We start from the raw sequence: 19,330 nt of genomic DNA on the forward strand, positions 1-19,330 counted from the left end.
GCCTACAAGTACATGTGCGAGCGCTACGGCAGCCCGAACGCCGCCTGGTCCTGGTGGGCCGCCCACCACTGGTACTAAGCCGACCCACAGGCTCCAGCGACCCGACGGGGCCCGGTGCACACGCACCGGGCCCCATCGGCCTGTCCACCCCCCATCCCGGCAAAGCCGGGAACGGACCGTGGCCGGGCAACGCCGGGGCCGCCGACATCGTGATGCCGGTCGGCGGAGCCTCGAAATCCTTCGCCTGACCGTCGCTGCGGTCCGCACCCCGGCAACCCCGGCCGCCGCGGCCCTGGCCATGTGCCTGACCCCGGGGCCGCAGGCGGGCCTGTCCGCCTTCGGCGCCGCGCTCGCGCTCAGCACCCTGCCGGCGTACGAGGTGAAGGGGCACCCGCAGGTACGGCCTGATCTGCACGGCGCCGGGCCGACGGCGGGCACCAGGCATATCTGTGATCGCCGGGGGAGGACGGCCTCCCCCGCGCGGGGGAGCGGGTGGTGCGGATCTCCGTCCGAGGCTGGCGACGAGGCCGGTCCTCAGGGACGATTCCGGGGCGAGGACACGCCGGGACGATGGTGCACATGACTGTCACGCAACTCGACCCCTCCCTTCCGCCCCCGCCCCGCTGGGCCGTCCGTGCCGCCCACGCCGCCGCGCTGGTCACCCTGCCATCCGGGATCTGGCGCCTCCTGCTGGCGGCCGGTTCTACCGCCGGGTACACCGAGGCCGGGTACCAGGCGATGGGCTTTGCCGGCTGGGGTGCGGTGTACGTGGTCGGGCTGAGCACGGCCGGAGAGCTACTGGCGCTGCTCACGCTCGGGCTGGTCAGGCCGTGGGGCGAGGTGCTGCCGCGGTGGATCCCCCTCGTCGGCGGGCGCCGTCCGAACCCGCGCGCGGTCACCGTGGCGGCGGGCCTGGGCGCCGGGGTGCTGACACTGGTCCTCACCCAGTTCGCCTTCTGGTGGGCCTTTCCCCATCCGAACATGACTCCTTTCGGCAACACCGTCGCCGGATTCCTCTACCTGCCCCTCGTGGCCTGGGGGCCACTCCTCGCTGCCGTCACCATCGCCCATCACCGCCGGCGGCGCGTCGCAGGAGCCTGACCAGTCCGGCATCGCCCCGCTCTGTCCGCGGCCCGTACGGCCACTTTGGACGTGGGAACCGAACCGGCCGACATTGACCAGCGAGAACACATGGTCGATGCTCCCCCTTCGGTCGCAGAATTCGGCTCGGCGACTATTGCTCACGATCGGTCACCATCGGTGTCCTGCAGAGCCGAAGGCCGTATAGACCCCTCGTCCCGGTCAGACGATGATCCGGCCGCCGATCCGTGCCGTGCAGCGCTGCCCGCTCCAGTGGCAGATCTGTTCGGGCCACTCGATGACCGGTCGGTCGCCTTCTCCGGGCGTGTGGTCGCAGCCCGGGTCGGACCCGAGAGCGGCGGCCTGCGCGTACACCGCGGCGAGCCGATCGTTGCGTCGCCGGAGGGACAGCTTCCCGTGGCCGGTGAGGGCACGGTTGTTCATGGCAAGGCGTCTGCGCAGCTGCTCATTGTCGATCAGATCGGACACCGCTGCGGTGTAGCCGGCCACCCGTTGTGCCACCGGGTCGGCATTCGAGACGAACAGGGCGTTGTCGCCGGGCGTGAACAACTCGCCGATGTGCTCCATACCCGGTCCGGCCGAGCAGACGATGGCCAGTCCCGCGGCGGCGGCTTCGACGAGGCCCATGCCGAAGCTCTCGAACGTGGTCGGGGAGAGGAAGATGTCGGTCCGACCGAGCAGGTCCAGGTAGGGCGATCGGGGCAGTACGGGCACCAGTTCCGTTCCGATCGCGGTCAGCCGGTCGGTGAGGCCGCCCGGGCAGGGCCCGAGGAAGACCAGACGTACCCCGGCCTGGTGACGCGCCCGCAGTCGGATGAAGACCTCGGCCGCCACGGAGGCACCCTTGTCCGCTGCGGTTCGGCCCATGTAGAGCACGCTCACCGGTGATGCGGTTCGACGGACCGCAGGGGTTGCCGGGACGGCGGGATACACCACCTCGGATTTGGCGGTCAGCCTCTCGACCGTCTCCGGCGGGTGCCCACGATCGCGGAGGTGATCGAGGAACCTGCGCCGGGCGTGCTCCGTGCGGAAGAGGATGCGGGCGCAGCGTCCGTCGGCGTAGCGCGCCGCCATCGCGCTCTCCCGGCGGGCCACCGCACCCGGGCCGGGAATCGGCGGGTCGCCGCGGGCTGCCGCGCCCAGTGCGAAGAACCGGCCGACCTGAAGCGGCGTCAGCAGGGAGTCCGCGTCGACCACCCAGGGCAGCGGTGTCTGGACCGGCAACCGGGACGAGTGCACCACCTCCACGTCGGCGGGTACGTCGGCAAAGCGCACCCACTCCGCGACTGCCGGATCGTGCAGTGGGGAGAACGGCCGGCAGGCCTCGCGATCGGGCCGGAAACACAGCGTGTACGTGCACTGGACGTAAACCGCCTCGTCAGGCGGCACGGTTAGGAGTGAGCCGTGCACCCCGACGTGTAGTTCGTGCGCCGGCCCGAGCAGGACCTTCACGGCGCCGACGCGGTGACCGCAAGGCGCTCCCGCATGTGCTGGACGAGTTCGCGCAGCCCGCAGCAGTCGCCGGTGAATCCGGGGTCGTGCCGGGAGGCGATGTACCGCTCGTGTGGGCACCAGCCGTTGCACACCCCGAACTCGGGACAGTCGCGCATCGCGGCGAGCGCGCGGTCGTTCGAGTCCCGCAACCGGACGAGGGCCGGCCCGTGCCGGAACGCGGTGAACGAGTCGGTCAGCACGTTGCCCAGCGTGTACGCGGGGTCTCCGACGAACAGGTCGCAGTGGGCCACCTCGCCGTCGGGTTCGACGAGGTAGTAGCGGCCGAAGCAGTCGCCGGCGAGCGTGCAGACGTTGGAGCGACGGTCCGACAGCCGGTTCAGTAGCCCATCGAACTCCCTCACCCGGATGGCGGGGTCACCGTGGGCCAACCAACGGTCGAAGTACGCTCGCAGGAAGCGGCCCATCTCCGCCGGGGTCACGTAGTGCGCCGTCGGTGTGCCCGGCGCTGCGTCCGGCTGGTTCGTGGGTTTGGCGGCGAGCAGGCCGTAGCTGGTGATCCCTTCCGCCGCGAAGAAGTCGAAGATCGGATCGGGTCCCAGTTCGAGCGCCTTTCTGTCGATGACCATGAGCACGCTGACCGGTACACCGTTGTCACGCAAGGCGTCCAGTCCGCGGCGTACGTCATCGAAGGACGACCGGCCGGAGACGTAGCGGCGGTAGCGGTCGTGCACCGCGGGCGGGCCGTCCAGGCTCACGCTGACCGTGAACTGGAACTCCCGGAAGAACCGCGCCCAGGATCGGTCGATCCGGGTGCCGTTGGTCTGCAGCGAGTTGCGGATCGTCTGGCCGGGCCGGCGCAGGCGGGCTTGCAGATACACCGCCCGCTCGTAGAACGACTGCGGCAGCACGGTCGGCTCGCCGCCGTGCCAGATGAACTCGACCGCCTGATGGGCCGGATCGGCGAGCGCCCGGGCGGTCAGGTGGGCCAGCACCGGGAAGCTCATCGTCTGGTTCGGTCCGCTTCGCCAGTCGTGGCAGTACGCGCAACGCAGGTTGCACAAGCGCGTCGCCTTGACGATCAGGCCGAGATAGCGGCCCACTAGGCCTCCCTCTGGTGGGCTCGCTCCACCAGCCGTTCCACCAGCTGGGCGTCCGACGGATCCAGCAGCTCCTCTGCCGGCCGCGCGGCCATCCGCTCCCAAGGCCCCATTGCGGCGTTGAGCACGGCGACCAGAATGTCGTGCTCGGAACAGGACAGTTCGGCAGCGAACCGGTCCAACGCCACGACAAAGGAGTCGGCGGCTGTCGCGTCGATCTCCCTACGGGCGACGATGTCGCCGTTCACAGTGTGGGCGTCCACTTTTCCGGCCGGAAGTAGGTCCACTGGACGATCTCCTGCTCCTCCCGTCCCGCGGTTTGATTGGCCTTCTGCCAGATCGGTCCGATCTCGACCCATCCTCCACCGTCGGGTTCTTCGGCCCACCGCCTCTTGGCGGTTTCGACGACGGCGCGCGTCGCATCGGAGAGGCCCGCGACGAGCTGGCCGCGGCGGATGTCGTCCGGCCGGAGGTCCCGTGTGTACTGGACCAGCACCTGGGCCAGCGACCGCTCGGTGGGGGAGAGGGATTCACTCCAGCTCGCGAGCCGATCGGCAAAAGCCGTGATGTCGGTACTGGAAACCGGGGGTTCTGAGGGGTTCGTCGGGTCGGGCATTGCCAGCCTCCGTGCCGCAGATGGGTGCGCCCTCAGCATGGTAACTTTCAGTAAGGCGCTGGATGCTCTTAGCGTTGCGCGAGTGTCGCGGTGACGCAATCCGGCAGCCAGACCCACGGATGTCTCCGGTCCAGTACATGGTCAGGCTGCCGTGGGGCCTTCCAAACGGTGCGGGTCTCGCGCCGATCGCCGGCCTCCGTTGTGGGGCCGCCGCCCCACAACGGCCGAGCGGGCCCTGCGCCGGCATGTGACAGTGCCGCGCGGGCCGGCCTGGCGGCCCGAGTCGGACGCGGGCATCACATCGAGGTGACAGTCTCAGGACGCGACCGGTTCCGGTCGGTACGCGTGGTCGATGTTGTCCTCGACCCAGGAGCGGAGTGCGTTGAGCGGAATCGCGGCGCTCTGGCCGAGCGCGGTGAGGGAGTACTCGACGTGCAGCGGTACGGCGGGGTAGACCGTGCGGTCGAGGATGCCGAAGTCCTCCAGGCGGCGCAGGGTCTGGGTGAGGACCTTGGGGCTGACGCCCTGGAGGCGGCGCTGGAGTTCTCCGAACCGCTGGGGGCCCTGTTCGAGGGCGCCGATGGCGAGGGCGGACCATTTGTTGGCGAGCAGGTCGAGCAGGGTGCGGCAGGGGCACTGGGCCGCGTAGACGTCGTGGCGCGAGTGCTGGCCGCTGGGGCAGGTGGTGGTCATGCTCGCTCTCCTCACCAGGATACTTCCCGATGGGAAGTAATAGACCTTGAAGGTAACTATACCCACGGGGATAGCGTCGTCGACGTCAAGGGGGAGGCCGCCAACGGCCTTCCCGGGAACGTCGTTTCAGGAGATGACGCATGTCCGCAGACATGATGCGCGCAGTGGTCCAGGACGGTTTCGGCGGCCCGGAGGTGCTGCGGGTCCAGCAGGTGGCGCGGCCGGTGCCGCTGCCGACCGAGGTGCTGGTGCGGGTGCACGCGGCCGGGATCAACCCGGTGGACTGGAAGACCCGGGGCGGCACCGGAATGGCCGGCCTGCTGGGTGAGCCGCCGTTCACGCTCGGTTGGGACGTGTCGGGCGTGGTGGAGGAGGTCGGCTTCGGTGTGACCACGCTGAAGGTCGGCGACGAGGTGTACGGCATGCCGTGGTTCCCGCGCGTCGCGAACGCCTACGCCGAGTACGTGACCGCGCCGGCCCGCCAGTGGGCCCGCAAGCCGGCCGCCGTCGACCACGTGCACGCCGCCGCCGTGCCGCTGGCGGCACTGACCGCCTGGCAGGCCGTCGTCGACACCGCCAACGTGCGGGCCGGCCAGCGCGTCCTGGTCACCGCCGCGGCCGGCGGGGTGGGCCACTTCGCGGTCCAGTTCGCCCGGCACCTGGGCGCCCACGTGATCGCCACCGCCAGCGCCGCCCGCCACCCCTGGCTCAAGGAACTCGGCGCCAACGAGACCATCGACTACACCACCACCCGTTTCGAGGGCGCCACCGCCGACGTCGACGTGGTGATCGACCTGGTGGGCGACGCCCACGATCAGACCAGCACCCGCTCGCTGAAGGTGCTGCGTCCCGGCGGCCTGCTGGTCGCGATCCCGGCCGGCGTCTCGCCGGAGCTGGCACAGGCCGCCGAGGCGGCCGGCGTGCGGGTGACCCCGTTCCTGGTCGAGCCGGACGGCGCCGCGCTGAGGACGATCGCCGACCTGATCGACGCCGGCGAGGTCGCCATCGAGGTGGAGGAGACCTTCCCGCTCGAGCAGGCCGGCGCGGCCCACGCCCGCGGCGAGGCGGGCCGAACCCGCGGCAAGCTCGTCCTGACCCTCACCAACTGACCGCCCCGGCAACCGTTCTGGAGTGACACCGTGTACTACGAGATCCGCCGCTACCAGGCCCAGCCCGGACGCCGCGAGGAGTGGGTCCGCTACATGGAGGACGTGGTCATCCCGTTCCAGGCCTCGCTGGGCATGGACGTGACCGCCTCCTTCGTCGACGACCGGGACGAGGACGGCTACGTGTGGATCCGCCGGTTCGAGGACGAGGCCCAGAGCGAGGCTCTGAACGCGGCGGTCTACCACCACGACCGCTGGAAGAACGAGATCGGCCCGGTCGTCTACGGCCTGCTGATCCCCGAGAAGTCCGTCGTCAGCCGCGTCACACCCACCCCCGCCTCACCCCTCCAGTGACCCGCGACACCCGCAAGCCGGCGGTCTGGTGCCGGCTCCCGCGCAACCCACGGGGACCGGCCCTCGCCGTATCCGGCCGGGCCGGGGTGACCGGGCGGTGCCACCCCTGGGCGGGCGCCGGCGACGATGCCTCCCACGTCGACGGAGTCCGGATGCCCACCGGCGACCGCAGCCGGTCAGGGCTCCGCTGCGGCGCCTTCCGGTCCGTCAGCATCGCCGCAGCCTTGCTACTTCCCAGCGGGAAGTACCTGCCCTTGCGGGTAACCACTCCCTCGGCCCTGCGGTCGCAACCACGACGGGACGAACCCAGCGGATCGGGTCCCCGGGTTCCCGTACGGACACCGGCCACCACGACCCCTCGTCACCGGCCGGCGCGATCACGCACCACAACCCCCAGAAAGCAGCCATGACCAACGCACCCCTCACCAAATCCACCTCCGCCGCCTCCATCACCCTCGAGGCCGCCAATGCCCTCATCCAGGCGGTGCGGACCGCCGCCACGGAGATCGGGTTCGAGGCGTCCGTGGCCGTCACCGACGCCGGCGGACACCTCAAGGCGTTCCAGCGCACCGACTCCACCCCGTTCCTCGCCAGCGAGGTCGCCGTCGACAAGGCGTGGACGGCGGCGTCCTTCGGCTACCCCACCCACGTCTGGAACAACTACCTGGGCGACCCCAACGTCGCGCCCCTCGCCCACCACCCCCGCCTCATGGCCGTTGGCGGCGGCTACCCGATCCTGGAGGACGGCAAGCTCCTCGGCGGCCTGGGCATCTCCGGCGGCACCTACGAGCAGGACCAGCAGGCCGCCGAGGCGGCCCTGAAGGCGCTCGGCTTCGAGCTCCCCGCCTGACGAAGGCCCCATCCGGTGGCCCTGGCCGAGCGTCCGCAGCCGGCGCCGCAGCCAGGGCCGCCGAACTCACCTCCACAGGTGCGTGCGTAGGTACGACGCCCGGTGTGCTGCGGGCGGGGTGGCCTGATCATCACGGAGGGCACGTACATCGGCCACCCGGCGGCCGGCGACAACGACCGCGTGCCTGCGTTCCTCGGTGACGATGCGTTTCATGGCGCAGTTGGCGGCGTTCACCAGGGCCCGGTGGGCTGTGGCCGCCCGGGGGCGGGCGAGGTCGAAGACCGTGGTGGTGAGGACGGCGACGGTGCGTCGGTCGGTGTAGATGACGCGGCGGACTCACTACGGGTGGGTGTGGGGGATGTCGTGGTGCAAACCGTGCGGGTCGGTCCTGGCCGAGGGTGCTCTGGAGGATGGAGGACTCCAGACCTCTGACGTGCGTTCACCCGGATGGCCCGTACGCGGAGACGAGCCGACAGGTGTCCTCGACCCTGGAATCCCGGGTGTCGCCTGACGCCCTCGCACCGAAGGAGTGGCATGCGAATATCCTGCAAGTCGCGCCGCAACTTGAACATCGTCCGTTGGGGGGCGGCATTTCTGGCGGTATCGGGAACCACCTCCGTCCTGGCGGCCGTAACGGTGCAGGCTGGTGGTCCGAGCGGTGATCCCGGCGGGGAGAAGCCCACCATCGTGCTCGTACACGGCGCCTTCGCCGACGCGTCGAGCTGGAACGGTGTCGTGGAGCGGCTCCAGAAGAACGGCTACAGGGTGGCCGCACCGGCCAACCCCCTCCGCGGCATTCCCCAGGACTCGACCTACCTTGCGAGTTTCCTGAAGTCCGTGAAGGGACCGATTGTCCTGGCTGGTCATTCCTATGGCGGAGAGGTGATCTCGCAGGCTGCCGTCGGAAACGACAACGTCAAGGCCCTTGTGTACATCAATGCGATCATGCCCGATGTGGGAGAGTCGTTCTCCAGCCTCTCGGCGAAGTTCGCTCCCCCTGAACTCACCACGGCTTTGAAGCAGGTGCCCTTCCGGAACGGCGACGGCACTACCGGCACGGACGTTTATGTACAGCCGGACAGACTGCACACGGTCTTCGCTGCGGACCTGCCCACGAGTCAGACCGATGTTCTGGCAGCTACACAGCGTCCGATCGCGCTGTCGGCGTTCACGGATAAGCTCACCGGTGCCGCATGGCGGAACAAGCCCGTTTACGCCCTTGTCGGCAAGCAGGACCGGGCGATCAACCCGAGCCTGGAGCGCTTCGAAGCGAAGCGGGCGAATGCGCGCAAGACAGTGGAGATCGACTCCTCGCACGTGTCCCTAGTATCCCAGCCGCAGGCGGTGAAAAATCTGATCGTCGACGCCGTCGAGGACTACATGCGGAAATAGGGCAACCGCTCGAACTGGCCAGGGGCGCCAAGACCTCGGCGGCAGGTGGCCAGATTCGCATCCTCAAGGAGGGGAATTTCTTTGCGAGTTGGCTCGGATGCCAGGAACCTCTTCGATCTGAAGCGGTTCCTGGTGTCCGTACATCCGGGCTGCTCGCACCTGCATCACGAGTTCCTCGCTCTCGCTGGCAAGCAGGAAAGCGGCTTGGGCCGTGCAGTGCGGGCAGGAAATGGGCTCTGGCGTCGGTCAGCGCGGCCGCCGCTCCGGGTATCACCATGTTCGCGTGCCTGCACTTGCCGCGAATCTGGTGCCGTGGCGCGTGATCGGCAGCGGGTGTGGTGGCCGTGTGGCGGGTCGCTCGCTGTAGGACAGAGGGGTTCCGGCTGGCCGGGAAGGTAGGGCTCCCGACGATGAGCGCGCCGCTTCGCGGGACGAACGAGAGCGCAAACGGGTGAAGTGCGGGTCTTTTCAGGTGGTCATACCGTGGATTCATGGCTATCGCAACGACGAGTCCCGTGACAGGTGAGGTCCTCAGGAGGTTCGACGAACTGACTCCTGAGGAGCTGGAGGACAAGCTCGCCCGTGCGGCGGCCGCGGCCGCCTCGTACCGGCTGACGAGCGTCGAGGAGCGGGCGGGATGGCTGCAGCATGCAGCGGCATCACGCCGGAGATGAACATGTACCACGAGGAGGTCTTCGGCCCCGTGGCGCAGGTGTGGACGGTGCCCTCCCTGGAGGAAGCCCTGCGGGAAGCCAACGGGTACCCCTACGGCCTCGGGTCGAATCTGTGGAGCGAGGACGAGGCCGAACGCGAACTGTTCGTCCGCGAGGTGCAGTCGGGCATGGCCTTCATCAACGGCAACACGACCAGCTACCCCGAGATCCCCTTCGGTGGTGTCAAACGCAGTGGCTACGGACGTGAGCTGTCCGACCTCGGGATGCGGGAGTTCATGAACGCCAAGACCGTCTGGATCGGCCAGGACGCCTGAATTCCCGGTACCGGGCGGCAAGTCGACACCACTGGCACGCGCGCCGGCCGTCGCGGCGCGGGCCCACCGGGCGGATGGAGGCGCGACGATGAGCGGAGCGAACCAGCCCCCGTCGTCCGGGCAGAGAAGGCCCGTGGTCGCAGTGCTCGGCACGGGCACCATGGGGGAGGCCATGGCGCGCAACATCGCGGCGGCGGGCCTGGGACTGCGCGTGTGGAACCGCAATCGCGCCGCCGCCGAACCGCTGGCCGACGCCGGCGGCGCGGTGTGCGACACGCCGGCCGAGGCATGCCGCGGCGCCGACGTCGTACTGACCGCGCTTGCGAACGAGAAGGTGGTCGCCGACGTGATGGACCGGGCTCGCGACGGCATGGGCGGCCACACGGTGTGGGTGCAGACGTGCACGGTGTCCCCGGACGGGGGCCGCCGTCTCGCGGACCAGGCGGCCCGCCTGAACGTCGCGTACGCCGAGGCACCCCTCCTGGGAACCAAGGAACCGGCTGTGGCCGGTACTCTGACCGTCCTGGCCGCGTCCCCGCAGCAGGAGGCACGGGAAGAGGTGCGACCGGTCCTGGAGGCAGTGGGTTCACGCACCGTGTGGCTCGACGAGGTCGGCCAACCGAGCAGCCTCAAACTCGCCTACAACGCCTGGGTCCTGACCACCGTCGAGGGCATCGCGGAGTCCCTCACCCTCGCCCGCACCCTCGGGGTGGATCCCCACCTGGTCATCGACGTCATCGACGTCATCGACGGCAGCGGCCTCAACAGCCAGTACGTCCAGAGCAAGGGCCCGAAGATGATCGACGACGACCTCGACACCCCCTCCTTCCCCCTCGAAGCCGCGGCCAAGGACGCCGACCTGATCACCGACACCGCCCGCGCCGCCGGCCTGCACCTGGGCATCGCGGAAGTCGTACGCGAACGCCTCCACCTCGCGGCCGACGACGGACTCGGCCGCGCGGACGTCGCCGCGACCTACCGCATGCCCCGCCAGGCCGCATCCTGACCGGGCCGTCCCGTCGAGAGAGGCCATGGAGGAACGATGACCCGTGCCGGCATCGCCGCCGCGCGCTCGAGCACAGCGCAACTGGCGGAGATCATCCCCCAGGTCGACGACGAGCAATGGGACCTGCCGTCCGCGTGCGACGGCTGGCGCGTCATCGACGTGGTGGCCCACCTCGCGGCCCTCGCCTCCGAGGCGGTGGACCCGCCGCCACCCAACCCCTCACTGCCGAAGAACCGCGAGCGCTACCACGACCTGCGCGTCGACGAGCGCCGTGGCTGGAGCCATGCCGACGTCCTCGACGAGTGGCGGCGCAGCACCCCCCAGCAGCTGGACCTCCTGGAAGCGGCCCAGGAACCACCCGGGGCCGACGCGCCCGTCGAGGTGCCCGGGCTCGGGACGTATCCGCGCCACCTTCTGGCGAACACCATGGCGTTCAACGTCTTCTGCCACCTGCGCAACGACATGCTCGCCCCCGACGGCCCGCTCCCGTTCACCCTGCCGGAACCGACCGACGACCTGGTCGCCCCCGCCGTCGAGTTCATGCTCGCCGGCCTCCCCCAGATGCAGGGGCCCGAACTCACCGCCACCGTCCGCCGGCCCCTCGTCCTCGACCTGACCGGGCCGGGCGCCACCACAGTCACCATCCTCCCCGCGACCTGGCCGGACGGGCAGCTGACCGTGGCACCTGGTGCGGACGCCACCACCCGGGTCCACAGCACGGCACTCGACTTCATCGCGTGGGCCACCACCCGCAAACCCTGGCGCGACCACTGCCGCATCACGGGGGACGCATCCGCCGCGACACCGTTCCTCGACTGCCTCGACATCATTTAGCAGAGGACTGCTATGTCCGAGGAAGGCCAGGCGTTGCGGGGATTTCCGTTCGTATCGGGTGGTTGATCCCTGTTTCCTACCACGCTCGGCTGACCAGCTCCGTGGGTTTGCAGCTCGCCCCTTTCGGGCGCCTTCTGCATCATGTGTCCAGTCCGCTGCTCAATCAGATTTCTGCACCTCGAGATGACTCATCGCCGAAAAGAAGACGCGTTCATGTCGTCCAGCCTCTATAGGGTGGGCGTCGAGATTCTATAGACGTTTCACGATGTCGATGTATACACGCCCCGATCGGCCACGACTTGCAGCTTCCAAGGCTCCTGCTCACACTTGCGGTGTACGTTTAAAGGGGTCATCCCACGCCCTTTCTGGGGCGGCGTCTTCCAGCAGGAGCGTCCTATGGCCAAGATCCTGTGCGTGCTGACCGGCGCGAGCTACTGGACCCTGAAGGACGGACATCGACACCCCACCGGATACTGGGCCGAGGAGTTCGTGGCGCCCTACAGCGTGTTCACCGACGCCGGACACGAGGTCACCGTGGCAACGCCGAACGGGGTCGTCCCCGTCGTAGACACGATGAGCCTGGAGCCCCGCATGGCGGGCGGCGAGGAGAACGCCCTCCGGGAGGAGGCCGTCATCGAGTCGGCGGATGAGCTGCGGCATCCCATCTCCCTCACGGAGGTGCGCCTTGAGGACTATGACGCGGTCTATTACCCCGGAGGGCACGGCCCGATGGAAGACCTCTCTGTCGACCCCGACTCCGGGGCACTGCTGCGAAAGGCGCTCGCTTCCGGCAGGCCGCTCGGCATCGTCTGTCACGCCCCGGCTGCTCTCCTCGCGACCCGTGACGCAAACGGCGACACACCCTTCGCGAACTACCGTGTGACGGGCTTCTGCAACGAAGAGGAGGCCGGCGTCGGTTTCGCCGACAAAGCCAAGTGGCTCCTGGAGGACGAGCTGAGGAAGCTGCCCACCCGGTATTCGCGAGGTCCTGCCTGGGAGCCCTACACGGTCGTGGACCGCAATCTCTTCACAGGCCAGAACCCCGCTTCCTCTGGCCCTCTCGCCAAAGAGCTCGTCAAGGCTCTGTCCTGACCGGGGTGAGTCCAGGGGGCGTCACCGTCCGTTGCGTCATCCAGGCGGCCCGCCACACCCACCGCTGGGACACCCGCCCTTCCACCCGCCGCCTCAAGTAACCCCTCTGCTGCCAGAGCCTCTGAAGCGCACGAAGTCAGCTATCTGGAGTGTCAGTTCCGGGCCATAGCGCCAACGTCAACTTCGGATCAGGTTCCTCGACTATCAGCAGCGGTAGCGCCGGTCACCACGATCATGATCAGCTCCTGCTCCGTGATTGCGAGCCAAGAGCCGCGCCTGTGACCTTCGGCAATGGTGGTCGACGCAGCACTATGTGCAAGGGGGCAGTCGAGGCCGACGTGGAGGTGCCGATGAGAGTCGTGTTCGTGCACGGGGCGTGCGTGCGGGACGGGTCGTGGTGGTGGCACCGCACCGCCGAGCTGCTGCAGGAGCGGGGGGTGCCGAGCGTGGCCCCGGCGCTACCGAGCTGCGGCGAGGCGGGCCTGCCTGGCGGCGTCGGCGGTCCGGGGCTGCCCGAGGATGTTGCCGCGGTGCGGCAGGTGCTGCAGGCCGGCGACGAGCCGACCGTCGTGGTCGCGCACAGCTACGGCGGTGTCGTCACCGCGGAAGCCGCTGCGGGAATCGGGTCGGTGCGCCATCTGCTGCTGGTCTCCAGCTATCTGCCCGAGGTCGGGCAGAGCCTGTCGGAGTTCGGGGACGGCGGCCCTGCCCCGTTCCTCGACGTCGACCCCGATGCCGGCACGTTCGGGGTCCGCCCCGAGCTGCTCGTGGACACGTTCCTGCAAGACTGCGACCCCGAGGTCCAGGCACTGGCGGTGAACCACCTCGCCCGGCAGAGCGTGCAGGTGACCGGGCAGCCGGTCGGGGCGGCCGCATGGCAGCAGTTGCCCTCGACGTACCTCGTCTGCGCTCAGGACCGGGGCACCCCGCCGCCGCTGCAGCGCGAGTTCGCCCGCCGAGCCGGCAACGTCGTTGAGCTCGACGCCGGCCACCACCCGTTCCTGTCCCAGCCCGCAACGGTCCGGGACCTGCTGCTGAGCCTGTGACGGCAGTTCGTGACGTGCGGGGCGGTGCGGGGCGCTCAGAAAGCGGCCGGCTCGGGCCCGTCGGGGCGCCAGGTGGTGCCGCGGCGTTCATGGGCGAACAAGTCCTCCACGGCGTGGGCGATCTGCGGACCCACTTCGCGCTCCAGCAGGTACAGGCCGAGGTCGAGGCCGGAGGTGACCCCGGCGGCGGTGATCAGGTCGCCGTCGTCGACGACGCGTGCGCGGACGGCGTGGACGCCGGTCGCGTCGAGCAGGTCCAGGCCCAGGTGGTGGGTGGTGGCGTGGCGACCTTGGAGGAGGCCGGCCATGGCCAGGACGAGCGAGCCGCCGCAGACCGTCGCCACGGTGATCCGCGCGTCCTCGATGGCGGCCTTGAGCAGCACCGGCAGCTCGGTGTCCAGCACGCGGGCCAGCCGGAGCGCGATAGCGTCCTCCTGCGCACCGTCGTCTTCGAAGTCCGCGGCGTCGACGGGATCGCCGACGCGCCCGGAGCCACCGGGGACGAGGACGACGCCGGGACGACCCGGGTCGAGGGCGCCAGTGGCTCGCAGCGACAGGCCGCCGGTGCCACTGACGACCTCCCGCGGGCCCTCGGCGCTGACCAGCTCCACGCTGACGGCGCCCCCGGAGGCGGTCCCGCCGGCATGGAGGACCTCGAACGGCGCGATGGCGTCAAGCGGGTCGAACCCGTCGAACAACACGATCTGGACGTGCATGTGAGTGTCTTTCGTCGGACTGGGAGCCGGCGGTCGCCGACTTCGCCTCGATGCTAGGAGCCGGTGCGCTAAGCGGGGATGGGCTCGAATGACACATTCCAACGGGATCTCGCCACGAGTCGCCTGTCGTCGCTCAGAGCTGCGCGTCGGCGGCGTCCGGACCACCCCGCGTGGCTGCAGCAGTGATCCGACAGCGTTCGAGGCAGAGTTCCTCAGCCGTGCTCGCTGCTGCGGAAGGTGGCGCGGTAGCTCTGCGGCGTGGTGCCGGCGACCCGTTTGAAGCGCTCGCGGAAGGCCGTCGGGGAACCGAAGCCGGCCTGGTCGGCGATGCGCTCGATGGTGTGGTCGGTGTTCTCCAGCAGGAACTGCGCCCGCCGCACCCGGGCTCGCAGCAGCCACTGCAGCGGTGTGGTGCCGGTCTGCTCGCGGAACCGACGGCTGAAAGTGCGCGCGCTCATGCCGCTGCGCCGGGCCATGAGGTCGAGCGTCAGCTCCTCACCGAGGTGCTGCTCCATCCAGGCGAGCACCGGTTCGAGCGTGGAACCCTGCGGGACCGGTGGTTGGGGATGGACGATGAACTGGGCCTGGCCCCCTTCGCGTTCCAGCGGGGTGACCGCCAAGCGGGCCGCATCGGCGGCCACCGCGGAGCCGAAGTCGCGGCGGATCATGTGCAGGCACAGGTCCAGCCCCGCCGAGGCCCCTGCGGAGGTGAGCAGTTGCCCGTTGTCGACGTAGAGGACGTCGGGCCGCACCTCGACCGCGGGGAAGCGTCGGGCCAGATCGGGGGCGGCGACCCAGTGCGTGGTCGCCGCCAGCCCGTCGAGCAGTCCGGTCGAGGCGAGGTCGAAGGCGCCGACGCAGATCGAGGCGATCCTGGTGCCCCGGGCCGCCGCCGCGCGCAACGCCTCCAGCACCTCCTCACCCGGCGGGGGCGCGCCCTCCGCACGACCGGGAACGATCACGGTGTCGGCGTCGGCAAGCCCGTCCAGGCCCCAGGGGGCGGTGATCACGAATCCGGCTGCCGGGATCTGCGCACGAGGCGCGCACACGCGCACTTGGTAGGGGCGGCGCCCGTCCGGCAGCCGGACCCGGGCGAACACCTCCAAGGGCGTGGACAGGTCGAAGGGGATGACCTGGTCGACTGCCAGAACCGCGACGGTGTGCACCTATGACTCCTCACCTTCCGGACACCACGACGACCCTCTCTGTCCTACGGTTCGCGATGGCGCAGGTCAAAGGATTGGCGAGATTCCGGTGACTTCTGTCATTCCAGCCGCTGGGAGTCGGTGGCTCTCCGTTCCTAGGCTCCGATGCCGGTTGTCCCTCTCTCGGGACTCCACCGCTTCCCGCCCAGCACGTGAGAAGGCGTACCAAGATGCCAACCCTGCCCCTTTGTCCCTTGCCCGACGTCCACCCGCACCGTGGTGAGGGCGCGGCCCGATGACCAGCTCGTGCTCGTTCTCCAAGACGTTGAAGTGCTGATCTTGGTCGGCTTCGGCGGCTAGGGTGATGGCGTGTCTGTGACCCAAGATCGTGACGATGTCGTCGAGCAGCTCGAACCGTTCCGCCGGGAACTGACGGCCTACTGCTACCGGATGCTTGGTTCGGCGTTCGAGGCTGAGGACGCCGTGCAGGAGACGATGGTCCGGGCCTGGTCGAAGTTCGACGGTTTCGAGGGCCGTTCGGGGCTGCGTACCTGGCTGTACCGGATCGCGACCAACGTCTGCCTGGACATGGCCCCGGCCGCTCAGCGTCGTGCCCGGCCGATGGACCTGTCCCCGCCGGGCTCGGCCACCGCGCCGAACCTCGCGCAGTTGGAGGAGCGGATCTGGGTGGGGCCGATCCCGGACGAGCGGGTGCTCTCCGGCGACCCCGCCGAGGCCGCGGTGGGCCGGGAGACGATCCGGCTGGCCTTTGTCACGGCGCTGCAGAGGCTCCCGGCCCGCCAACGCGCCGTGCTGATCCTGCGTGAGGTGCTGGCCTGGTCGGCGGCCGAGACCGCCGAACTGCTGGAGACCTCCGTCGCCTCGGTGAACAGTGCCCTGCAGCGAGCGCGGGCCACGCTCGCCGACAACGGCGGCGTGCCGGAGAGCGACACCTTCAAGCCGCTGGATGAGACGCAGCAGGCTCTGCTGGCGAGGTACGTCCGGGCGTTCGAGGCGTTCGACATCGAGGGGCTGCAGAGGCTGCTGCACGAGGATGCAGTTCTCAACATGCCGCCGTACCAGATGTGGGTGCGGGGAGTGGTGGAGCTGGGCGAGTGGTGGCTCGGCGCCGGCTGCGGATGCCGGGGATCGCGGATGATTCCCGTGGAGGCGAACGGCACGCCCGCGTTCGCACAGTACCGGCCGGCCGAGGACGGCAATGGGTGGACTCCGTGGGGCATCACACTGTTGGAGATCACCGACGGGCGGATCAGCACCATGACCAATCACATGGACACCGAGCGGTTGTTCCCGTTGTGGGGACTTCCCATGCGGCTGACCGCCGACGGCACGGGAACGTGACTCACCGGCCTCGGGCTCGAACACCTCACCTGGCCGGTCAGCGCCAGCACTCTCGTCCGCGGTCCGACACCGCGCAGCACCAGGTACCGTGCGGGACTCTGCGCGGTAAGCCGCAGCCGGACCAGGTGGATGAGGCCGGCATGGGCCACTCGACGTCGGACACGTCGCAGGCTACGACTGCCACGTCCGGACGGTGTATCAGCAGCACGGCCGGCTGATCGCACAGGAACGGCCCAGTGCGGGGAGGGGGCGGGCTGGGGGTGAACTCCACGGGCTCCGTATCAGCTCAGACCGCCGGAACGGGTCGGCTTCACCGCTGCACGCCGCGAGTGGGGCTATGTCGTGCCCACCGATCCGCAGGTCACCGGGCTCGGTTCGGTGCGGCCCCCGTCGGGTGTGGCGATCGTGCCCGCCGGTGAGGCGGAGGAGGGCCCGCTGCGCGCCCTGGACCGCATCATCCGCGACGAGGTCGAGGCCGCCGCCGGATGGCAGATGATGCCGGCCGAGGTGCTGCCCCGCCCGGTGGGGACCACCCTGCTCGACCCGTCGAAGTACGCGGTGGCGCGGCAGTTGGGCCAGTACGTGGGACTGGTCCGGGTGGCATCGCTCGCCCGGCAGCCGCGGATCGGGCTGATCGCCGTCCGGGACAGGTAGCGCGAGAGCTCTGAAGTCGATGTCGGGGCGGGCGTCGTGGTCGTCGGGTGCGATGCCGAGCGGGTCGATGATCCACCCCCCCCGGTCCGTAGTCGGCGCACGACGTCGTCACCGACGCGACAGCTGTCTGTCGATGCCGATGGCCAGGCCCCGGCACGAGAAGCCGGAGAACGTCCGCCGCTACTTCAGTCCTCCCCGGAGGCGATTGCCGGGCTCACCAGCCTGCTCGCCCCCGGCGACAGGCGGCGCTGAGTCGGGACACGGCCGTGCGTGCCCTGCCGTCAATTGTCGGAAAGTTGCGCAGGGACGGGTTTCAGTCCGTCCAGGGTGAGGTCGAGGAGGCGTTCGGCCTGCTCTCGCTGTTCGGGCTTCGCCGAGGTGAGGGCGATGCCGGCGAGGGCGGCAAACATGTCGGTCGGGCTGATGTCCGTCCGGATCGTTTCAGCAGCGGTGCAGGCGTCCATCAGAGAGGTGATGGCGGTTTGGATCATGTTGTGGCTGTGGGCGTGGGGGTTGCTCCCCGAGGCGGCCGCGGCTCGCAGGGCGTCGGCCATGCCGAGTTTGGCAGTGGCGTAGTCCATGAAGAGGCGGGTCCATGCGCGCAGGGCTTCGAGGGGCGGTTTCGTCGCCAGGAGGTCCGGGACGACATCGCACAGCTGGGCTACTTCGTTGCGGTAGGCCGCCTCAACCAGAGCCTCCCGGGTGGGGAAGTTGCGGTACAGGGTGGCCGTACCCACGCCGGCTTCCCTCGCGATGCGCTCGAGGTGCGCATCCAGTCCTTCCTCCGTGAACACGCGTACCGCGGCGGTGAGGATCTTGTCCCTATTGCGTTGTGCGTCGGCTCTCAACGGGCGTCCGGCGTCTCGAGCCATCGGTGCGTCCCTTCCTCTTCCGTTTGCTAAGTGGAGGGGCGCCCACTTAATCTGCAACAAGTGGCGGCGCCTCCACTTTCACTGTAGGGCATGGCCTGGCCTGCCCGAATTCCTCCACTTGGAAGGACTGACGATCATGTCGGGAATCGAGGGCAAGGTCGTGGCAATCACGGGTGCCAGCAGCGGCATCGGCGAGGCGACCGCTCTGCTGCTTGCCGAGCGAGGCGCCAAGGTCGTCCTCGGAGCACGCCGACCGGAGCGGCTCGAAGCCCTGGGCGCCCGGATCGCCGAAGCCGGCGGCGAAGCCGCGTGGGCTCGCACCGACGTCACGCTGCGCGAGGACCTGTCCGGACTCGTCGAACTGGCGCGTGACCGGTTCGGCAAGATCGACGTCCTGGTCAGCAACGCCGGGATCGGCCTGATCTCTCCGCTGGACGACCTCCGGGTCGAGGACTGGGAGAAGATGATCGACGTCAACTTCAAAGGCGTCCTGTACGGGATCGCAGCCGCACTGCCGGTCTTCAGGGAGCAGGGCTTCGGACACTTCATCAACACCGTCTCCACGGCCGGACTGCGCATCGTCCCGCTCCAGTCGGTGTACGCCGCAACCAAGAACGCCGTGCGAACCCTCTCGGAGGGGCTGCGCCAGGAAGCCGGCGACAGCCTGCGAGTGACCGTCGTCTCACCCGGCGTCACGCGCACGGAGTTCACGGATTCGATGGCACCCGAGATGAAAGCCCGGATCAACGACTCCATGGGCAAGATCGCGATCTCTCCGGACGCCATCGCACGTGCCATCGCCTTCGCCATCGAACAGCCGGACAGCGTAGACGTGGGCGACATCGTCGTCCGTCCTACCGCGCAAGGCTAGAGTCGCGCGCGCCGCCACCCCCTGGGGGTGGCGGTCTCGGTGCTGACGACCTGGCGTTTCCCCGGTGGGCCAGACTTCCG

At 69.4% G+C, this 19,330-nt stretch carries 21 protein-coding genes and 1 pseudogene; 14 read left to right on the top strand and 8 right to left on the bottom strand.

Annotation, left to right across the window (positions count from 1 at the left end):
• Window positions 1-579: 579 nt before the first annotated feature.
• Entirely contained in the window at window positions 580-1,101 is a 522-nt protein-coding gene (locus ABD369_RS24755) for a hypothetical protein (protein ID WP_344638738.1), read from the top strand.
• Window positions 1,102-1,302: 201 nt separating this feature from the next.
• On the opposite strand, the gene ABD369_RS24760 is transcribed toward ABD369_RS24755, so the two are convergent.
• The 5 genes from ABD369_RS24760 to ABD369_RS24780 form a co-directional block, all read right to left on the bottom strand.
• Window positions 1,303-2,376: a glycosyltransferase family 4 protein gene (locus tag ABD369_RS24760; protein ID WP_344638739.1), complete on the bottom strand. Its 1,074-nt coding sequence runs from the start codon at window positions 2,374-2,376 to the stop codon at window positions 1,303-1,305.
• A 173-nt stretch (window positions 2,377-2,549) separates the two neighbouring features.
• Complete coding sequence (locus ABD369_RS24765; protein ID WP_344638740.1) at window positions 2,550-3,656, bottom strand: radical SAM/SPASM domain-containing protein; 1,107 nt, start codon at window positions 3,654-3,656, stop codon at window positions 2,550-2,552.
• Entirely contained in the window at window positions 3,656-3,916 is a 261-nt protein-coding gene (locus ABD369_RS24770) for a hypothetical protein (protein WP_344638741.1), read from the bottom strand. The genes ABD369_RS24765 and ABD369_RS24770 overlap by 1 nt, the downstream gene beginning before the upstream one ends.
• Window positions 3,898-4,269, bottom strand: coding sequence for a hypothetical protein (locus tag ABD369_RS24775; RefSeq protein ID WP_344638742.1), 372 nt, complete (start codon window positions 4,267-4,269; stop codon window positions 3,898-3,900). The genes ABD369_RS24770 and ABD369_RS24775 overlap by 19 nt, the downstream gene beginning before the upstream one ends.
• A gap of 315 nt (window positions 4,270-4,584) precedes the next feature.
• Complete coding sequence (locus ABD369_RS24780) at window positions 4,585-4,962, bottom strand: winged helix-turn-helix transcriptional regulator (protein ID WP_344638743.1); 378 nt, start codon at window positions 4,960-4,962, stop codon at window positions 4,585-4,587.
• Window positions 4,963-5,102: 140 nt separating this feature from the next.
• Here ABD369_RS24780 and ABD369_RS24785 point away from each other — a divergent pair, with 140 nt between their 5' ends.
• The 10 genes from ABD369_RS24785 (at window position 5,103) to ABD369_RS24830 (ending at window position 13,630) form a co-directional block, all read left to right on the top strand.
• Window positions 5,103-6,071: an NADP-dependent oxidoreductase gene (locus ABD369_RS24785; RefSeq protein ID WP_344638744.1), complete on the top strand. Its 969-nt coding sequence runs from the start codon at window positions 5,103-5,105 to the stop codon at window positions 6,069-6,071.
• Window positions 6,072-6,101: 30 nt separating this feature from the next.
• Window positions 6,102-6,422, top strand: a complete 321-nt coding sequence (locus ABD369_RS24790; RefSeq protein WP_344638745.1) for an NIPSNAP family protein — start codon at window positions 6,102-6,104, stop codon at window positions 6,420-6,422.
• Between the two features lie 406 nt (window positions 6,423-6,828).
• The gene (locus tag ABD369_RS24795) at window positions 6,829-7,272 is read left to right on the top strand and encodes a GlcG/HbpS family heme-binding protein (protein ID WP_344638746.1); all 444 of its coding nucleotides are present in this window, start codon (window positions 6,829-6,831) and stop codon (window positions 7,270-7,272) included.
• 534 nt (window positions 7,273-7,806) lie between these two features.
• Entirely contained in the window at window positions 7,807-8,664 is an 858-nt protein-coding gene (locus tag ABD369_RS24800) for an alpha/beta fold hydrolase (RefSeq protein WP_344638747.1), read from the top strand.
• Between the two features lie 491 nt (window positions 8,665-9,155).
• A complete protein-coding gene (locus tag ABD369_RS24805) occupies window positions 9,156-9,338 on the top strand; it encodes an aldehyde dehydrogenase family protein (RefSeq protein WP_344638748.1) in 183 nt (60 codons plus the stop codon).
• Window positions 9,302-9,652 (top strand): aldehyde dehydrogenase family protein, encoded by a 351-nt coding sequence (locus tag ABD369_RS24810; protein WP_344638749.1) that lies wholly within the window; start codon window positions 9,302-9,304, stop codon window positions 9,650-9,652. Before ABD369_RS24805 ends, ABD369_RS24810 begins: the two co-directional genes overlap by 37 nt.
• Before the next feature lie 88 nt (window positions 9,653-9,740).
• Window positions 9,741-10,658 carry an NAD(P)-dependent oxidoreductase gene (locus ABD369_RS24815; RefSeq protein ID WP_344638750.1) on the top strand — a complete coding sequence of 306 codons (918 nt, stop codon included), beginning with the start codon at window positions 9,741-9,743 and terminating at the stop codon, window positions 10,656-10,658.
• 36 nt (window positions 10,659-10,694) lie between these two features.
• Window positions 10,695-11,492 carry a maleylpyruvate isomerase family mycothiol-dependent enzyme gene (locus tag ABD369_RS24820; protein ID WP_344638751.1) on the top strand — a complete coding sequence of 266 codons (798 nt, stop codon included), beginning with the start codon at window positions 10,695-10,697 and terminating at the stop codon, window positions 11,490-11,492.
• 396 nt (window positions 11,493-11,888) lie between these two features.
• Window positions 11,889-12,584, top strand: coding sequence for a type 1 glutamine amidotransferase domain-containing protein (locus tag ABD369_RS24825; RefSeq protein ID WP_344638752.1), 696 nt, complete (start codon window positions 11,889-11,891; stop codon window positions 12,582-12,584).
• 350 nt (window positions 12,585-12,934) lie between these two features.
• A complete protein-coding gene (locus tag ABD369_RS24830) occupies window positions 12,935-13,630 on the top strand; it encodes an alpha/beta hydrolase (RefSeq protein ID WP_344638753.1) in 696 nt (231 codons plus the stop codon).
• Window positions 13,631-13,665: 35 nt separating this feature from the next.
• Here ABD369_RS24830 and ABD369_RS24835 read toward each other — a convergent pair whose 3' ends face one another.
• Window positions 13,666-14,346, bottom strand: coding sequence for a DJ-1/PfpI family protein (locus tag ABD369_RS24835; RefSeq protein WP_344638754.1), 681 nt, complete (start codon window positions 14,344-14,346; stop codon window positions 13,666-13,668).
• Between the two features lie 212 nt (window positions 14,347-14,558).
• A complete protein-coding gene (locus tag ABD369_RS24840) occupies window positions 14,559-15,512 on the bottom strand; it encodes a GlxA family transcriptional regulator (protein WP_344638755.1) in 954 nt (317 codons plus the stop codon).
• 348 nt (window positions 15,513-15,860) lie between these two features.
• On the opposite strand from ABD369_RS24840, the gene ABD369_RS24845 reads away from it, so the two are divergent.
• The gene (locus ABD369_RS24845) at window positions 15,861-16,853 is read left to right on the top strand and encodes a sigma-70 family RNA polymerase sigma factor (protein WP_344638756.1); all 993 of its coding nucleotides are present in this window, start codon (window positions 15,861-15,863) and stop codon (window positions 16,851-16,853) included.
• Window positions 16,854-17,150: 297 nt separating this feature from the next.
• Window positions 17,151-17,498 (top strand): annotated as a pseudogene (locus tag ABD369_RS24850) (GNAT family N-acetyltransferase); the annotation flags it as partial.
• A gap of 290 nt (window positions 17,499-17,788) precedes the next feature.
• On the opposite strand, the gene ABD369_RS24855 reads toward ABD369_RS24850, so the two are convergent.
• Entirely contained in the window at window positions 17,789-18,379 is a 591-nt protein-coding gene (locus ABD369_RS24855; protein WP_344638757.1) for a TetR/AcrR family transcriptional regulator, read from the bottom strand.
• A gap of 136 nt (window positions 18,380-18,515) precedes the next feature.
• On the opposite strand from ABD369_RS24855, the gene ABD369_RS24860 reads away from it, so the two are divergent.
• Window positions 18,516-19,250, top strand: a complete 735-nt coding sequence (locus ABD369_RS24860; RefSeq protein WP_344638758.1) for an SDR family oxidoreductase — start codon at window positions 18,516-18,518, stop codon at window positions 19,248-19,250.
• Window positions 19,251-19,330: the final 80 nt, after the last annotated feature.

This window comes from Kitasatospora cystarginea (assembly GCF_039533515.1).
Taxonomy (GTDB): domain Bacteria; phylum Actinomycetota; class Actinomycetes; order Streptomycetales; family Streptomycetaceae; genus Kitasatospora; species Kitasatospora cystarginea.